Annotated in this window: 20 protein-coding genes; 4 read left to right on the forward strand and 16 right to left on the reverse strand. The window is 62.0% G+C overall.

Annotated features, from left to right (window positions below; all coding sequences use genetic code 11):
* Positions 1-25: 25 nt before the first annotated feature.
* Positions 26-1,018, reverse strand: a complete 993-nt coding sequence (locus tag WJ542_RS12945; protein ID WP_411189672.1) for an aldo/keto reductase — start codon at positions 1,016-1,018, stop codon at positions 26-28.
* A 219-nt stretch (positions 1,019-1,237) separates the two neighbouring features.
* Between WJ542_RS12945 and WJ542_RS12950 the strand changes: the two genes are divergently transcribed.
* The gene (locus tag WJ542_RS12950) at positions 1,238-2,191 is read left to right on the forward strand and encodes an AraC family transcriptional regulator (RefSeq protein ID WP_411189673.1); all 954 of its coding nucleotides are present in this window, start codon (positions 1,238-1,240) and stop codon (positions 2,189-2,191) included.
* A 47-nt stretch (positions 2,192-2,238) separates the two neighbouring features.
* Here WJ542_RS12950 and WJ542_RS12955 read toward each other — a convergent pair whose 3' ends face one another.
* The 13 genes from WJ542_RS12955 to WJ542_RS13015 all read right to left on the reverse strand — a co-directional run bounded on the left by WJ542_RS12955 (position 2,239) and on the right by WJ542_RS13015 (position 12,291).
* Positions 2,239-2,847: a nuclear transport factor 2 family protein gene (locus WJ542_RS12955; RefSeq protein WP_411189674.1), complete on the reverse strand. Its 609-nt coding sequence runs from the start codon at positions 2,845-2,847 to the stop codon at positions 2,239-2,241.
* 51 nt (positions 2,848-2,898) lie between these two features.
* A complete protein-coding gene (locus WJ542_RS12960) occupies positions 2,899-3,666 on the reverse strand; it encodes an SDR family NAD(P)-dependent oxidoreductase (RefSeq protein WP_411189675.1) in 768 nt (255 codons plus the stop codon).
* Positions 3,667-3,851: 185 nt separating this feature from the next.
* Positions 3,852-4,838 (reverse strand): oxidoreductase, encoded by a 987-nt coding sequence (locus tag WJ542_RS12965; protein WP_411189676.1) that lies wholly within the window; start codon positions 4,836-4,838, stop codon positions 3,852-3,854.
* Positions 4,839-4,953: 115 nt separating this feature from the next.
* Entirely contained in the window at positions 4,954-6,909 is a 1,956-nt protein-coding gene (locus WJ542_RS12970; RefSeq protein WP_411189677.1) for a DUF3363 domain-containing protein, read from the reverse strand.
* On the reverse strand, positions 6,906-7,349 hold the full coding sequence (locus WJ542_RS12975) for a hypothetical protein (protein WP_411189678.1): 444 nt from the start codon (positions 7,347-7,349) through the stop codon (positions 6,906-6,908). The genes WJ542_RS12970 and WJ542_RS12975 overlap by 4 nt, the downstream gene beginning before the upstream one ends.
* Positions 7,346-7,933 carry a S26 family signal peptidase gene (locus WJ542_RS12980; protein ID WP_411189679.1) on the reverse strand — a complete coding sequence of 196 codons (588 nt, stop codon included), beginning with the start codon at positions 7,931-7,933 and terminating at the stop codon, positions 7,346-7,348. Before WJ542_RS12980 ends, WJ542_RS12975 begins: the two co-directional genes overlap by 4 nt.
* The gene (locus WJ542_RS12985; RefSeq protein ID WP_411189680.1) at positions 7,930-8,463 is read right to left on the reverse strand and encodes a DUF2840 domain-containing protein; all 534 of its coding nucleotides are present in this window, start codon (positions 8,461-8,463) and stop codon (positions 7,930-7,932) included. Before WJ542_RS12985 ends, WJ542_RS12980 begins: the two co-directional genes overlap by 4 nt.
* Entirely contained in the window at positions 8,460-8,711 is a 252-nt protein-coding gene (locus WJ542_RS12990) for a chromosome partitioning protein ParB (RefSeq protein ID WP_411189681.1), read from the reverse strand. The genes WJ542_RS12985 and WJ542_RS12990 overlap by 4 nt, the downstream gene beginning before the upstream one ends.
* Entirely contained in the window at positions 8,708-9,346 is a 639-nt protein-coding gene (gene parA / locus WJ542_RS12995; protein ID WP_411190552.1) for a ParA family partition ATPase, read from the reverse strand. The genes WJ542_RS12990 and parA overlap by 4 nt, the downstream gene beginning before the upstream one ends.
* 223 nt (positions 9,347-9,569) lie before the next feature.
* The gene (locus tag WJ542_RS13000) at positions 9,570-10,436 is read right to left on the reverse strand and encodes a replication initiator protein A (RefSeq protein WP_411189682.1); all 867 of its coding nucleotides are present in this window, start codon (positions 10,434-10,436) and stop codon (positions 9,570-9,572) included.
* 14 nt (positions 10,437-10,450) lie between these two features.
* Positions 10,451-10,732, reverse strand: coding sequence for a helix-turn-helix domain-containing protein (locus WJ542_RS13005; RefSeq protein ID WP_411189683.1), 282 nt, complete (start codon positions 10,730-10,732; stop codon positions 10,451-10,453).
* 125 nt (positions 10,733-10,857) lie between these two features.
* The gene (locus tag WJ542_RS13010) at positions 10,858-11,613 is read right to left on the reverse strand and encodes a DUF2285 domain-containing protein (protein WP_411189684.1); all 756 of its coding nucleotides are present in this window, start codon (positions 11,611-11,613) and stop codon (positions 10,858-10,860) included.
* Between the two features lie 327 nt (positions 11,614-11,940).
* On the reverse strand, positions 11,941-12,291 hold the full coding sequence (locus tag WJ542_RS13015) for a DUF2958 domain-containing protein (protein ID WP_411189685.1): 351 nt from the start codon (positions 12,289-12,291) through the stop codon (positions 11,941-11,943).
* Between the two features lie 318 nt (positions 12,292-12,609).
* Between WJ542_RS13015 and WJ542_RS13020 the strand changes: the two genes are divergently transcribed.
* Both WJ542_RS13020 and WJ542_RS13025 read left to right on the forward strand, forming a co-directional pair.
* Positions 12,610-12,918 (forward strand): helix-turn-helix domain-containing protein, encoded by a 309-nt coding sequence (locus tag WJ542_RS13020; RefSeq protein ID WP_411189686.1) that lies wholly within the window; start codon positions 12,610-12,612, stop codon positions 12,916-12,918.
* Positions 12,887-13,651 (forward strand): hypothetical protein, encoded by a 765-nt coding sequence (locus WJ542_RS13025; RefSeq protein ID WP_411189687.1) that lies wholly within the window; start codon positions 12,887-12,889, stop codon positions 13,649-13,651. Before WJ542_RS13020 ends, WJ542_RS13025 begins: the two co-directional genes overlap by 32 nt.
* A 112-nt stretch (positions 13,652-13,763) precedes the next feature.
* On the opposite strand, the gene WJ542_RS13030 is transcribed toward WJ542_RS13025, so the two are convergent.
* The gene (locus WJ542_RS13030; RefSeq protein ID WP_411189688.1) at positions 13,764-14,078 is read right to left on the reverse strand and encodes a DUF736 domain-containing protein; all 315 of its coding nucleotides are present in this window, start codon (positions 14,076-14,078) and stop codon (positions 13,764-13,766) included.
* 189 nt (positions 14,079-14,267) lie between these two features.
* Here WJ542_RS13030 and WJ542_RS13035 point away from each other — a divergent pair, with 189 nt between their 5' ends.
* Complete coding sequence (locus WJ542_RS13035; RefSeq protein WP_411189689.1) at positions 14,268-14,603, forward strand: hypothetical protein; 336 nt, start codon at positions 14,268-14,270, stop codon at positions 14,601-14,603.
* 178 nt (positions 14,604-14,781) lie between these two features.
* Here WJ542_RS13035 and WJ542_RS13040 read toward each other — a convergent pair whose 3' ends face one another.
* Complete coding sequence (locus WJ542_RS13040) at positions 14,782-15,885, reverse strand: hypothetical protein (RefSeq protein ID WP_411189690.1); 1,104 nt, start codon at positions 15,883-15,885, stop codon at positions 14,782-14,784.
* Between the last annotated feature and the right edge of the window lie 227 nt (positions 15,886-16,112).

Below are 16,112 nucleotides of genomic sequence, written 5' to 3' on the forward strand. Positions count from 1 at the left end.
TGTAGGTAATTGTCCGGAAGTGTATTTATCGATTCAGATTCGTCATTTCCGCAGCGAAGTAGCGGTCGCCTTCAATCTGCGACGACGCAACGGATTCGATGGCCTTGAGTTCGTCTGTTCCGAGGGAAATTGCCGCTGCCTGAATGTTTTCGTCCAGGCGTGATTGCTTGGTGGTTCCGGGGATCGGAACAATCCACGGCCGTTGCGTGAGCACCCATGCCACCGCCAGTTGCGCGGGCGTGACGCCCTTGCCAGCCGCGATCTGTTTCAGCGTTTCCACCAGCGCCATGTTCTTGCGCATCGCGTCGGGCTGGAACCGCGGCAGCGCGCTGCGGAAGTCGTTGCTGTCGAACTTGCTATCCGGCGTCATCGAACCCGTCAGGAAACCACGCCCCAAGGGGCTGTAGGCGACGAAACCGATACCCAGCTCTTCCAGCACCGATAACAGTTCATGTTCCGGCTCGCGTGCCCACAGCGAATATTCCGTTTCCAGCGCCGCCACCGGATGAACTGCATGTGCGCGACGGATCGTATCGATACCCGCCTCGGACAGACCGAAATATCGAACCTTACCTGCCTTGACCAGATCACCCACAGCACCAGCAACATCTTCGATGGGAACGGAGGGATCGACTCGGTGCTGATAGAAAAGGTCGATGTGGTCCGTGCGCAGGCGCTTGAGCGCAGCATCCGCAGTCGCTTTGATGTGATCGGGACGACTATTCAGGCCAAGCGGAACTGGCCCTCCGTTGGGGTCGAGGTCAAACCCGAACTTGGTGGCGATCGTCACCTGATCCCGCACGGGTTCCAGTGCTTCACCGACTAATTCTTCGTTGATCTTCGGGCCATAGACCTCGGCGGTGTCGAACAACGTCACGCCACGCTCCACGGCGTAGCGAATGAGCGCAATCATCTCGCCCTTGTCTTTCGCTTCGCCATAAACCGAATTCATCCCCATGCAACCGAGGCCGATTTCGGAAACGGTCAGGCCGCTACGGCCAAGTGCTCGCATTTTCATCTTGAACTCCAGTCATCAAATCAGGTGGTGTTGCGCCCGTGCAAAGTTGGCCGATCGCAGAGGAATCCAACGGAATGTCGTGTTCCCCCGGCTGCGCCTTCACGACATCCCGGAGTGGCATCAAAGACCCATCGGCCTACCAAGACTTAAACAGTCTACGAGCCAAATCTAGAATCATTAATACTTGTTAGTGCCAAAAATCTGCGCAATAATCCCAAAATGCGAGTCGATCCTTTATCTGAAATCCTCACGCTGGTTCGGGCCAGACACATCTTGTCAGGCGACTTTTGGGCCGGTGGGGCGTGGGCAATCCGCTTCCCGGTGCCGGATGCTGCGAAGTTCGCTGCAATCGTGGAAGGCGCCTGCTGGCTGAGACTGGAAGGGCTGGACTTGCCCCCCGTGCGCCTGGAGACGGGCGACGTCATTCTGTTGAATGGACGCCATGCATTGATCATGTCCAGCGAGTTGGACATCGAACCCACGCCCTCGGAGACCGTGTTTGCCGACGTGGAAGCCGATGGCATCGCGAAGTGGAACGGGGCCGACGAGTTCTACAACATCGGTGGGCACCTCGAACTGGACGATACCTGCGCGAATCTGTTGCTCGACGCCCTGCCGCCGCTGATTCATTTGCATGCGAATGCCACCGGGGCATCGGCACTGCAATGGATGCTCCATCAACTGATTGGCGAGATGACCACGGAGCGCCCCGGCACCATGCTGGCTTCCTCCCAACTCGCCCAACTGATGCTGGTGCACATCCTTCGCGGCCATCTCGACGCCGAAGGCGCAACGCCTCCGGGTTGGTTACAGGCACTACGAGATAAGCGCATTACAACCGTACTCCGACTTATGCACGGCGACCCGTCTCATCCGTGGGTACTGGAAGACCTCGCAAAAGCAGCAGCCATGTCGAGAACTAACTTCGCGCTTCGCTTCAAGGAACTGGTCGGTGTCGCCCCACTGACTTATCTTGCCCAATGGCGTATGCGTCTCGCCGTGCGTGCCCTGATCGAAAAAGACGATCCACTTTCGGATCTGGCTCTGTCGCTGGGCTATACGTCAGAGAGTGCATTCAGCAATGCTTTCAAGCGTATCGTTGGGATTGCCCCCAAACGCTATCGCTCCCAGGCGATCAAAGAAGCCGCTGCACAACAGCGGCAAGCGAACTAGGCTGTTGGGGCGGCAACGGTGTTGAGCGTACCGTGATTTTCTATAAATCAGGGCGTGGACGGGCGGCTATCCGTCCAGTCGATGATGAGCTTGCGTTCGGCGAATAGCCAATGACCATCCTTGCGAACGATGGTGTCGTAGTAACGAATGCCCATCACCAACAACATTCGCTTTCCGTTCTCGGTCCAGAAGTGGTGCGCGAGCGTATAGCTCTCGTTGGTTGCATGGTCACCATTGATCTGAACCGTGCTCTGGCCGTTGACGTGCATGGTCACGGCATATTTCTTCAGCGCGTCGCCAATGCCGGTTTCGATCTCCTTTCGACCGTGCAGCACCTGCGCCGGCTTGCTGTCTTTGCCGGGTTCCGACATATAGACTTCGACCACACCGTCATCCGTGAACAGCGCCGCCTGTGCAGCCGGCAATTTGCGATCGGCGTCATGTGCCCACGCGTCAATCAGTTCGCGGATAGCCAGGCGATCGGCTGCCTCGCCGGTAAGAGTTGTCTTGCTCATGGCATTTCCTTGCAAAGAGGCTTGAAAGCCGGAATCGTCAGTCGGCCCGGCAAACGACGGTGCCGCCGCCGCGCTCCAGACAAGCAGTACGAGCACGGCCTTTGACAGAAGGTAACGCCCTGCATGACGTGTATAGAACATCTTGTGATCCACTCTCATTAGTGTGCGAGGATTTCGGGTGGGTCTGCCGTATCACTGAGCCGTGTAGCCGCCATCGACAGGCAGTGCGATGCCGGTGACGAAGCTCGATTTGTCCGATCCGAGCCACAGCACGGCATCGGCGATCTCCGACGGCTCGGCGATTCGGCCGATGGGGTGTGCGGCAACCAGCACCTTGCGCAGTTCGGGATTTTCCTCGGTCATCTTTGCGATAAGCGGGGTATTGACCAGCGCCGGGCACACCACGTTGATGCGAATGCCTTTCGAGGCATAGTCAAGGGCCGCGCTGCGCGTAAGCCCGAGTTCCGCAGTCTTGGAGGTGGAATAGCCCACGTAGCCGGGCTGGCCGATAAGACCCGCACCAGAGGAAATGTTGATGATCGAACCGAAGCCTTGCCGAACCATCTGCACCAGTTCGTGCTTCATCGAATAGAACATGCCTCGCACGTTGACCGCGAGCATGTCCTCGAAAATCTCGTTCGGGTATTCGGCCGTCGGGTAGGTCTGGTTGCCACCGTCGATGCCTGCGCTGTTCACGGCTACGTCTAGTCGGCCGCTCTCGCCGATGGCGACAGCCACCGCGGCTTGCACTGCCGCTTCATTGGTGACATCGCAAATGGCATAGCGCGCTTTTCCCCCTTGGGCTACGATCTCCGAGACGGTATCGCGCAGCGTGTTTTCGCTACGGCCCGCGATCGTAACAGTGGCGCCCTCGGCCGCGAAGGCAAAAGCAGTAGCCTGGCCGATGCCGGTGCCGCCGCCTGTGACAAAAATCGTCTTGCCCTCAAAAAGTCTCGTCATAACGTATTTCCTTCTATGGTGTGAAAGTGACCGACACCAGCTATTCGATAAAGATCATTCAACACGCAGCACGAATGGAGTTGTTCTGATAGGAGCCGTTAACAACCAGAACAGCCATCGAATTTGCGGCATATAGGTTGCCGTTTGTTTATGCAGCAACTGGCAACGTGCCGAATGCTCGATCCTTATAAGTTGTTCTCGGCATCTTCAAGGCTGACTGCGGTTAGCTGCTCGCTTAATGCCCACAGCTTTCGGGCCGTATCGTGGTCGATAGCCCAAGGGTTCACACCTGCAACGATTGGGTGACCTACTCGCGGCTCGGCCACATCGCAATCCTCGCAATACAAGCCACCCATGCCGTCAAGTTGCGGACTGGTTGCACACCAGACACTGGTTGCTGCACCTTGTTGCGGGTTCTTCATTCCTTGAGCAGGATCGACAATGGCATTACCTTCCGCGTCAGCGATGCCAGATGCGATAATTTCCTCTGCGGACATAAAGCGCGCGATGTCGGTCAGAATCCGACCAGGATGAACCGCAAAGGCTCGTACACCCTGATGCGCTCCTCTGCGATCAAGTTCAACGGCGAATAAGACGTTGGCCGTTTTGGATTGCCCATAAGCAACCCAAGGATCGTATTTCAGATGCTCGAAATTCGGATCGTTTAGATCAACTGATGAAAAGTGGTGGCCTTGCGAGGAGACAGCAACCACGCGCGCACCTTGCGCTTTGACGAGCGCCGGCCACAAACGACAGGCCAGTTGGTAATGCCCCAAGTGGTTCGTACTGAACTGTGACTCATACCCGCGAGAATCCCGCGTCAACGGGTTCGCCATGATGCCCGCGCTGTTGACCAGAATATGCACTGCGGAATTACGCGAAAGCACTCTCTTGGCAAAAGCGTCAATCGAAGCCGGATCTTGCAGATCCATCGGTTCGACTGAAACCCCTGATACATGGCGCAAAGCCGCCATCGCTTTGCCTATGTCACGAGCGGGAACGATGACAGTCGCGCCCGCCGTGGCAAGTGCTTCGGCCGTCGGCAGTCCAATGCCGGAATAGCCACCGGTGACAATAGCGGTCTTACCGGCAAGGTTGATCCCACGCAGAACATCGTCTGCGGTTGAGGCGGGGCCGAAGCCGGAGCCAAGAGGTTTTTGCGCTGAAGCCAAGGGAAGCCCTCCTATGAAACTTCAGCTAAGGTACATCGAAGCCGCCGAACACTTAATGCTTATAAGTACCTTTTATTTGCGCAATCGTCCCATTTTTGGCGGATGGGAGATCGAGCTAGAGCTGTGGCCCACGTTGTCGCCCAATCTCCCAAGACACGCCTCCGCCGCGGACCGTCGCGGCGAGCTGCTGCCCCAGCCGCTGTTCGATTACCGGCCTCCAAGGCACCAGCGAGAAGCCCATCCCGTCATCGAGCATGGCGTAGCACCCGCTGGCGAGCATGACGGAGCGCCGGTAGATGCCGGCCACGCGCTGCCCGTCGGCTACGGGCCGATGCTCCAGGCTGGTTTCGGCGGCTATGTCCTGTGCGGCCTTCACCAGCTCGCGCCCGCGCAGCGTCGCCAGCAGGTTTCGCGCGAGAACGACACGCTGCCCGCGATGCTCGGCCAGCCCCTGTTCGGCCAAGAAGTCCGCGCGTTGGCGTAGCGCATCCTTGACCTCGGCCCCAAAGCCCAGGTCGCCCAATCCCTTGCCGCCGATCAACTGCTGGTCGAGCCAGGTGGCACCGACTACACGCGCCTGCCGCTCGATGGGCAGGTGAGATTTCAGTTCCACCGCCACGCCGCCGCCGAGCCGCTGCGCGTCGTATTGGCGGCCTCGTTCGGCCAGGTCGCCGGGGACGCGCCAGACGCCTTCGGCCTCGCGCTCCACGATGCCGGCGCGGCGCAGGGCTTCGAGCCGCCGCACGTGCCCGGCCACGACCTCGTGCGGGTCGCGGCCGGGCATGGCCTGTCCTTGCGCCACGGCCAAGTGATGATCGGTGCGGTACACGCCATCGACGGCCAGCGTGGCGATGTTGCGGTCGGCAGCGCGCACGTCGGCCGCACCTTTGACTTCCACCACGGCGCCGGTCGGGTACTGCTCCAGCTCGGCGCGCGGCGGCAACGTGATGTAGTGCGCCTTGCCGTCTGTGCCATCGACGATCAGATAGCCTTTGTCGTACAGCTCGTCAGCCAGCCCCTTGCCGGCGACGCGGCCGACGATGGCACGGCCATCCTCGCCGGGCTGGAACACGGCCAGTTCGCGCTGCTTGCCGCTCATGGCACGTTGCATGGTGCGGATGATGTCGCCGCGCTCGCCCATCGCCTGCAGCGTCGGCTCAGCCTCGGCATGGATAGCCCATGTGCCGGCCTGCTGCTCGGTCGCCAGGCCCATACGCTGCAAGCGTTGCAGGCGGCCGATCAGCGCCTGCCGCTGACGTTGCAGCCGGGGTTCGACGAAGCGTTCGACGCGCACCAGGCCATCGTCGCCGGCCTCGCGCTGCAAGGTGCGATCCAGACCCGTCCACCGCTCTTGATCGACTTCGCGCTGCATGGCGCGCTGCATCTCCAGCTCGGTACGTGGCCCCATCCATTCCGTAGCCAGTTCCGACGCCCGGCGTCGCATCCCCTCGGCGATGTAGTCGCGGGAAATGATGAGGTCTTTGCCGGTGTCATCCTTACCGCGTAGGACGACATGTGTGTGCGGGTTGTCGGTGTTCCAGTGATCGACCGCAACCCATTCCAACCGCGTGCCCAAGTCGGCCTCCATGCGCGCCATCAGGTGCCGGGTGTAGGTGCGCAGGTCGTCGAGCTGTTCGGCATCCTCCGGCGAGACGATGAACCGGAACTGATGCCGGTCGCCTTCGCCGCGCTCCTTGAACGCTTCGAGGTCGGCATCATCGGTCATCGGCCCGTAGGCATGGCCCGGCCCGCCTTGGCGATCGACGCCTTCGCGCTCGATGTAGCGCAAGTGCGCGGCGGTCGAGCGCGGCCCCGCCTGCGCCAGATTGACCAGCCTTGCCTTGATCATGACGCGCCGGGCGTTGGCCCCAAGTCCTCGGCCCGCGAAGCGCGCGGCAACGTGGCCGCGGCCCAACCGGGAACCGGGGCGCTGGCCGACCTTGCCCGCCGCCTTGCCGAGCTTGGCGCCGGCCTTGTTGGCTTGGCGCAGCACCTTGTTGACGAAGGCATCGCCACGCTGCTTGGGCGCACCAGGTCGAACGCGGAAACGGTCGTCGTCACGCTGGCTCATGGCGTGGCTCCATCCAAGACCAGCGCAGTCCAGCGGACGAAGCACGCGCTTTCGTCAACGCCGATGCGGCGTTGCGCACCTTCGCGGCACGCTGCCGCCCCGTGGCGCGTGCCGCGCTCCCCCCATGTGCAGACAAGGTTTTCGAGCGGCCATGTGCCGCGAGCTTTTATCTTGCCTTCCGCCTTTGCCCTACGCTGACGCTTCAGGCATCGGCGGCCCGGCGGCGCAGTGCTGCTTGCAGCCTGCGCGCCGGGGAACGCCGCCACGGCCATCAGCCGGGCGCGTTCAAGGCAAGATGCCTGCACGGGGGAAAGCGTCGCCGGATGTTGCGCGACGTGCAACGCGGATGCGCTTGCACGACACGCGCGACGACACGGCGACGGCAAGCAGGACGACACGCCGGATGGCACGATGAAGCGCAGCGAATCGGCGGCCATCATCGGCGTGTCTCCAGCCAGACCGGATGCGCGACACCGATCACGGTGGATGCGTTGACCGGGCCGAAATAGCGACTGTCGAACGACGCCGGATTGGTCACGCTCAACAGGAACAGTTCGCCCGCTTCGAGGCGGCGGCACTGTTGCCAGGATGGCAGCGGCCGGCCCAGCCGGTCGGTACGCAGCACGGCGGCCGAAGGCACGCCGTCGATGCGGACGATGCCGCCCGCGATGCACACCTCCTGCGGCGCAATCGCACCCACGCGCTTGAGCAGCGGTACGCGCACCGGCAGGTAGCCGCGTTGCGCTGCGAGCGTACCGGCTTCGGCTGGCAGCGGCACCAGCACGATGCTGTCCACGGACAACGGACGTGGCAGCGAGGTGGTACGCGGATCGAACGGGTCGATGCGATACCAGCCGACCGCTACGCTGTCGGACGGGTTGTAGGTCAGGCGCGGCAGCGGCGACACGAAGGACGCCCAGGCCAGCGCAGCGAAGCCGATGGCCGCCAGTGTCGCCACGACGATGCGAGCGCGCCCGCGCGAGCGAGGACGCGGCGGGACGACAGGTGCGGGAATGGTCCTCATGGCAGCGCCTTCCCGGCCAACCAAGCGGCGTGCCGCTCGGCGGTGTACGGCGGCAACGGCAAGCGCGCAGCGAGCCGGTTGCCGAGCGTGCGCCAGTACGCGGGCGACGCATCGGCGGGCGCGATGCCTTGCGCCTCGATGGCGTCGAGTTGCGCCAGCACGGCGCGCACGGCGGGTTCGCCTTCGGCGTGCAACAGCAGGCGCGCGCACGGCAGTACGCCGGGGATGCGCTGCGCCGCGTCCAGTGGCGTGCAAGCCTGCATCACCATGAGCTGCCAGCGGATCGTGCCGTAATCGTTGGCGTGCCAGCGGATGCGGCAGAACATGGCGCCCGGCAGGAACACGGCGACGCGCCGCCAGCGGTCGAGCAGGATGATGCGCGCCGGCTCGCCGAAGCGCAGATACACGTCGATGCGCTGCTCGATATAGGCGAGCGAGACGCGCGTCAGCGGTGCGATGCCGGCTTGGCCGGCGAACACCGCAAGCGATGGCGGCGGCGCAGCCGTGGCCGCCAGAGCGGATGCGTTCATGGGGTTTTCTCCGGGAACTCGCGTTCGAGCAGTGCGCGTAGCAGTTCGGCCACCGTCACGCCCTGCGTGAACGCAGACACCTTGATGCGCGCCCGCATCGCGGGCGTGATGTCGAGGGTCAGGCGCGCGGTGTAGCGGTCGCCCTTGTTGAGCGCATCGGCGTCGCCCTGGCGAATCCACGCTTCGGCGTGCGGATTCGCCGGCGGACGTGCGCCGATGCCGATGCGTTTGCCGTTGCGCTGGCTCATGTCGGCCACCGCAGCAGCTCGTCGGTGAGTGCGGTGATCTCGCGCGCGGCGGCGCTGTCCGGTGCCGTCTCGCGTGCGAGCCGGCCAGCGGCCACGCTGTCAGCGAACACGATGCGCTGATGCACTTCCGAGCGCAGCACCGGCAGCGGTTGCTCGGCGAGCGCGCCGCGTGCCTCGCGGCCGATGATGGTGGTGCTGATGCGCCGGTTGACGACGAACGCCGCGCGCAGCGCAGGCCGGAACACCTGCGCCTCGCGGATCAGCGCGACCATCTCCGACGACGCCCACAAGTCGTAGGGGCTGGGCTGCACGGGAATCAGCACGCGCTCTGCCGCCAGCAGCGCGGAGCGCGCCAAAGCGGCGATGCGCGGCGGGCCGTCGATGACGACGTGATCGGCGCGGCGGGCCAGCTCCGGCGCCTCCTGGTGCAGCGTCTCGCGGGCGAGGCCCACGGCGCTGAACAGCCGTGGCAAGCCTTGCTGGCTTCTGCGCTGCGTCCAGTCCAGCGCCGAGCCTTGCGGGTCGGCATCCAGCAGGATGACCGACTGCCCGCGCATCGCCAGTTCGCCGGCGACGTGCGTGGCGAGCGTGGTCTTGCCGACGCCGCCTTTCTGGTTGAGCAGCGCAACGATCATGGCGCGGCCCTCGCGGTTGGAAGGCCGGCCGGAGCGTGCCGTTTCGTGGTTGTCCACCGAAACGGCGCGCTCTTACCAAGAGTTAGGTTTCTTGAGTTAGGAGAGTTAGAGACTGCCGAAACCCGCGCCGCTATTGGCTTTGCGGCGATTTCGCACGCCTGATAGCACGATAGGAACACGCCCGATAGCACGAGTCCGGGCACGCCTGATAGCACGAGGCCATTCACAGCTTGTCCCGCAGTTGTCCCCGTGCCGTGTGCAGCACGGGCCGGAAGGTCAGCAGTTCGGCGTTGCTGCCCGGCATCCGCTCGATGCCGAGCACGTAGCCGGGCAACGATTGCCGCGCGACCAGCGCGCGCAAGTCGCAGGCGAAGTCGTAGGGCTTCGCCGTGCTGCCCGACTTGCGGTGCAGGTGCCGGAAGTCGAATTGCCAGCCGCCGGGCTGCTTGCCGCCGTGCTTGCGCACCAGCCGGTACAGCCACCGCTCGATGCCGCCGGTGAGACGGAAGTACGCCGGGTCGATGGTCAGCACCAGCGCGGCGTCGAGCACGCCGGCATAGAACCAGTCCGGCAGGATCAGCTCGATGCCCAGCGGCGTGCCGCGGGCGTCGGCCAGTTCCTTCCACTCGTTGATCCACGAGAAGCGATGCAGACGCCGCCCGGTCGTTTCGCGGATGGAAGTCGCCACGGTCGTCGATTGCAGCCGGTCGAGCGCCGCCTTGAGGCGCTGGTAGTCGCGCAGCGACACGCCGCGCCCGATGAAGCGCAGGATCTCGTAGGGCGTGGCGTGCATCAGGCGCGACGGCCGCAGGCCCGCGTCGCGCGCTTCCACGATCTGCGAAGCCGCCCATATCAGCACGTCCGCATCCCAAATCGTGGCGATGCCGTGTTCCTGCGTGCCCTCTACGCGGATCGTGACGTTCCCGCTGCGGAAGTCGATCGGCGCCGTGCGCCGCGACTTCGCCAGCGAGAAGAACGGAAAGGCCATCAAGTCCTGGCTGTCGCGCGGCGCCAAGCCGTCGCCCGGCAGCGCGCGGAACAGGTCGAGCTGTTCCCGCTCCCGCGATGGGCTGGACGTGACGACGGCCACCGGCGAGCCACCGATCAGCGCGCACGGCTGTCGGCCGAGTGATGCTCGGCATATTCGGGGTCGGACGTGGCCTCGAAACTGTGCTGGTCGGCCCAGGTATCGAGGTCGGCCACCGCGTACATGACGCGGCGGCCGAACTTGCGGAACTTCGGCCCGCCGCCGATCACGCGCTGTTTTTCGAGCGTGCGCGGCGACAGCCGCAGGTACTCGGCGGCTTCGTCGTTGGTGAGGTAGCGTTGGGGTTGTGCGGGCGTGGTGACGGCAGCGGCAGCAGGCCGCAAGGGTGCGGGTCGCATCGAGTGAACCTCCATCGGTGAGAAGCGCCGGCGGCACCAGCGCAGCCGGATGGAGGCAGTCTCAAGATAGCGATGCGTTGCGCAGAGGGTCGTTTTGCAGCGAAGGCAAAGCGACCCTCTCCACGTCATTCGATCTGTGCAAGGCGGCGGTAGCCGCCGCGCATCAGCGATCGGCCGCGACGCACGAGGCGGCGCACGCGCGAGCGCAGGCCGCCGTCTGCATACCAGCCGGCGGCCACGGCTTCGGTGCCGAACAGCCCTTCGGCGGTTTCGCGCAAGGACGCACCCGCGAGGGTCGCGTCGAGCGCCTGCAAGGTGTGCAGTTCCAGCAGCGCGGCGGGTGTGGGCCGCGAGCGGGCCGCTGCCGCAGGCACGGCCGCGTCCACCATCGCCAGCTTGTCCAGTTCAGCCGTGATCGTGCGGTAGCTCGCGCAAGCCGCGGCGCACGCGCGGACGGCGTAGAGGTAGGCCATGCCATCGGCCAGGCCCGGCGCGAGGGCGAGCCGCACGCAGCAGCCGGGCCAGTGTGCGGTCAGCACGAGGCGCTTGCCATCGTGGATCAGGTGCTTGCGGCCGGGGATGCGCCAAAACTCGAAGGCATTGGCCTCCGGCGGCGGGTCGGCATCCGGGTAGAGTTGGAGCACGCCGTCGTGATCGGGGAACCAGGCCGGATGTGCGTCGCGCGCATCCAGCACCGGGTCTTCCAGCAGGCGCAGGCCCCAAGCCTGCGCCGCCTCTGGCTGTCGGCGACGGTGCAGCCAGTCGCGCCGGTAGTCGGGATGCCGGCGCAGGTACTCCCAGGCCAGCGCAGGGCCATCGAGATGCAGCACGTACAGGTACGCGGCGGTGGGATACCAAGTGTCGGTGCTTCGATCAGCCATGACGCGGCCTCCTGTTCAACAGGAACGTCGCCACGGGCGTTGAAAACGGGAGCTATGGCATCAGCAACATCAAAGCGCCATCAAAGTAGACGTAGACTCAAACTGTAATGAGGGGTGTCAAGACCGAATAGCTCCGAAGCCTTGCATAAGTCGTCCGAGTGCGACGACTGCGCAGCACGAGAATGGCGCGCAGCATCGGGTACCCTGCCGCAAGTCGCGTCGTGCATCATGTCTTTTTCGGTCATGCCCGCACCCGCTTGGTGCAAGAGTTCCGATTAAGACCGTCGCCGTCTTGTGCCAGATCGAGAACGACACAATGCGCCCCAATTAGTCGGGAATGGAACCATCGCGCTGCGCGAGTAGCACGTATTCCGATAGCGGCCGCGCGGCGTGGAAATACACGTCGCGCTGGATGGGCTGGTGCTGCGGCCCGACGATGCCGGCCAGGTCGGACAGCTTGACCGTCCCCAGCGCCGGCATTCCGATGCCGATGTCGATCAGCCCCCAAGCGGTATCGCCATCCGCGGGGTCAAGCGCGGCCAGCAGCCAGGCCGCGTGCGCGTCCGGGGTGAACAATCGCACGACCGGCAACGGGTCGATGCCTTGACCGGCCGCGCGTGCCTCGCCGACGGCGAGCAGTTGCGCGCGCTGTTCGACGGTGACGAGCGGCTGGGTCATGGCCGGAAATCCCACGAAACCGACGATGCACGGATGCGCTTTGCCGACAAGACGCGGAAGCGTCGAAGCGGATGCGTGTTTTCGTGCGGAAGCACGAAGGCGCAAGCTGTCGAATCCGTACAAGCACGGAAACGCAGAAGCGGCATTGTGCGGGTCAGGAAAGACACGGATGCGGTTCCCCGATTCTGTCGGAATCTGCCGATGCGGATTTCCGTAAAGACACGAATACGGAAATCAACATCGCCAAATGAACACTATAGATTGTAGTCCTATAGGGCGCAATCGGCTGTCATCTTGGTTTTCTCAGGGAAACCATCGGTGGCGGCTAAGCACTCATTGGCAAAGGCGATCAGGACGGTCAGGAAAGCGCGCGGCTTGAGCCAGGAAGCGTTCTCCGACGTGTCCAGCCGCACCTACATGAGTTCGCTGGAGCGCGACCAGAAAAGCCCGACCATGCACAAGCTAACCGAGCTGTGCGAGGTCATGGAAGTGCATCCGCTCACGCTGCTGACATTAGCCTACGCCGGCGACAGCGCTCGCAAGACTGACGAACTTCTGTCGCAGGTGCGACAGGAGCTAGAAGTCATCGCGCAAAGTGGCGTACAACCTCGTCAGAAGAACCGTTGAAAAAACACTGTTGATGAGCCTACCCCTTGTAGATACGTTTTCCCCTCCCTACGAAGCTTGGGAAACGAGAGATGCCACGCTTGAAGAAATCCAGGCAGCAGGAAATTTCCACCTGCGTGTCAAAGTTGGGTTGATAGCATCCATCGCTAATGCTTACGACGCTGCCACTTACATGGCAAAGGTCGGCGCTGACAATGGTCTTGAAAACTATATCGACGGTGTTTTGGACAACAACGCCGCATACAAATCTTGGGGGCAAGCTATGCCATCCAAGACACCCAGCGAACTTTCCAAGTATCAGAAGTCTTACCCGCACTGCGATTTCGAGCAGGTTTCCGCAGAGATAGAAGCGGTCGGCCATGTGCTCAGCGAAGGCCAATGCCTTTTCCACGCAGGGTTGTGGCCCGGTGGTAATCGTGTGGTTGCAGATCGTCCACTTTCCACCTCATTTTGTCCCCAAGTTGCTTTGCGCAACGCAGACCACAGGGGCAAAGGATATGACGCGGGACGGATTGACTTGCTCGTGTTAAGAGCGACCACCCCGAGTACCAAGGTCTTCGCTTACAAGCGGAAAGGCACAAATCTCGGCCATGAAAAGGAAGCCGTGTTTGCCGCCGGCGCAGAAATGTCGTTGAGATCGACTGCCTTGATTAATACAGACTATCCGGCTGGCAAGTATGGATTCCCTGACAAGCGAATATCCGTTTGCGTTCTTGCCGTCGATATTTCGTAGTCAGCTTTAGCCGACAAATGTCTAAAAGAGGTTGAAGGCAGCAACGCTGCGTGACGTGCTGCGTCAGCAGCACGGCGCCCCGTCGCAATGAGCGGGGCGCCGTGGGCGGCCGTCAGGCCGCCTGTGGCTTGCTGCGCGACCAGATCAGGTCGTGCGTGCCGTTCTCGCTTTCGATCAGGCGGGCATAGACCGTTGCCGGGAACGAAGGATCGTCGAGGGTCACGGACAGGTAATCCCGCCCGGCCTCGCTGGTCTTCTTCCACGCCGCGCCGATGTCGTGGCCGGCCGCCTGAAGGCGGAAGTCGGGGGCGTTCTCCTTGTCGCCCTTGTCGTTGGGAACCAGCTTGACCTTGACATTGAGCGTCAGGGTGCGGAGCGTGCCGGTGAAGCCGTCTTTCTCTGCGGTGAAGGTGCCGATGTTAGCCATGATGTTTTCTCCTTTCGGGTTGAACAAGGTCGCGCCAGTGCGTCCTTGTTGTGAACCGGCCGACGGGGGATGGGCGGGTCGCACCGCTTGCGGTCGAAACGCAGTGGAGAACCTGGAAGCGAAAAGAATTTGTCCCGAGAGGAAGCCGCGTAGCGGCGGGGAAATTGTTTTCGCTGGAAGGTTGCGGCCATGAAGCCCAAGGCGCAGCCGTGCCCTCGCCAGGATTCACGACAAGCCAAGGACGCAGTGGCCGCCCGCTCCCGAAAGGAGATATGGCCGACCTCGGCATCCGCGCATGACGGCTGCACTGGCTCGTGCCCTGACGCGGGCAAGGCCAACACCAACGACAAAGACGAGAATGCCCCTGCCGCCGCAGGCGGCCTCGTGCGTGAAGCGCGGCGTGGAAGCTCCATAGGCAAGGCCGAACGGCGTGTCGGTGAACCGTCCTTCGTGACGAACAGGCGAACCGCCAGCGTCGAGGACGGCACGTTTTCGCACAACCTGTCGCAGCAAGCCGGGGCGTAGCCCCACAAGCCCCGCCTATTGCGCCGGTGGTAGTTGGTCTGAGCCTTCATGGCAAGCGAAGCGCCGCAGGCGTGAGGGATTAAAGCCGAATGGCCGTGACGACGAAGACGGCACGGGGCGTAGCCCGAAAGCCCGACGGCGGTAACGCCGTCACGCCCCCGGATGGAAAGATGTCAGGCTAGATGCCGTTTCCATTCAACCAACTTGCTTCAAGTCTGGCGGAAAAGGTTTCGTAATCCTCATCAAAAACCTTGTGCCCTCTAAAGATCCCAGACTTAAAGAACGCCAAAATATCTTCTTTTGATTTATTGATCTGAAAATCACCAATCCCAGCAACTTTAGAGATATAGACTGAGCATATCTCACCAATAATCGCGAGTACGCTCGCGGCAATTTCGCCTCGGCGATTGAAGTCTTTGTGTATATCCGATGGAATATCTGCCGAATGAACCACACGGTTTCGTATTGAGTTCAAAAGCCTTAGTCGATCCATTTCATCCTTACATGGTTCGCTCGACAGGAACCCTTGGGCAGTCAGAAAACACCGAAGCTTCATCAATGCTGATGGCGTGAAAATTCCAGAAACTCTTGGCAAGGCATCGCCTGCAATTGGCGAATCCCCAAGATCACTGCGAATGACTGCTTCAACTTTTTTTCGCACTCCATCAATGGCCGCACGCTCGTCTTTGCTATAGCCCTGCCCTTCGCTCTTGAACCACCTGGTTGAAATGGAATCTAGCGAAGCACTTGCGTAGCATATTTTCCCAATCATGTCGTTTGTCGAGTTGGAATTAACCATTGCCCATAGAATAGGAAACAAGTCTTCTCGCTGAAGCGAACCCATATCAGGCGAACTAGAGCCAAGGGTGAGAAAGTAATTTCGACCAACAACCGGCTCGCCGTACCAACCCCCTTCAAGACCACTCAATTCCGTATTTTGAAAAACTCGGCGACCTGTTAAGAACGACAACAGCAGGCAAAGATCACCAACCTCAGAGGGATCAATAGAACTACTGGATTGCGGAACGGTATCGCTTGTCGAATAAACTCGTCGGACGGTTGCCGTCTTTGATATTTTCCCAACTTTAGCCGAGGTTTTTGAGACGATGGGATTGCCCTGCGGGCTCCACGTAAAACCAGTAGTGGCGCGACGTGATAATTTGGACGCAGATAGGATATTCGTTTGAGATATTTTTATCTCAAACAAGCCGAAGCGAATCGTTCCCGGCCTGTCGAAGCCATGATCGAAATTGTATAGAGCAAGAGATTTTGAGTATTTCATGCGTTTCGGTGCGGCAACGAAGACATGCAATCTTACGACTGCAATCCTTGGAGCTGGAGCCGGTTTTTCCGTGCCGCGAGCAAAGCACTTTGTACGTTCGCCTCGTCGCCGCTTGGCCGAAGGCGGCGACGGGGCGATTTTGCTGTGGACGCTGAAACCGGGCGCGGCAGACCTGCCGCGCCCGGTTCGGGAAAAGCCCCGGCGCAACGCGTCGGGGCCATGCTGCG

Source organism: Paraburkholderia yinzeri (assembly GCF_046581065.1).
Lineage (GTDB): Bacteria > Pseudomonadota > Gammaproteobacteria > Burkholderiales > Burkholderiaceae > Paraburkholderia.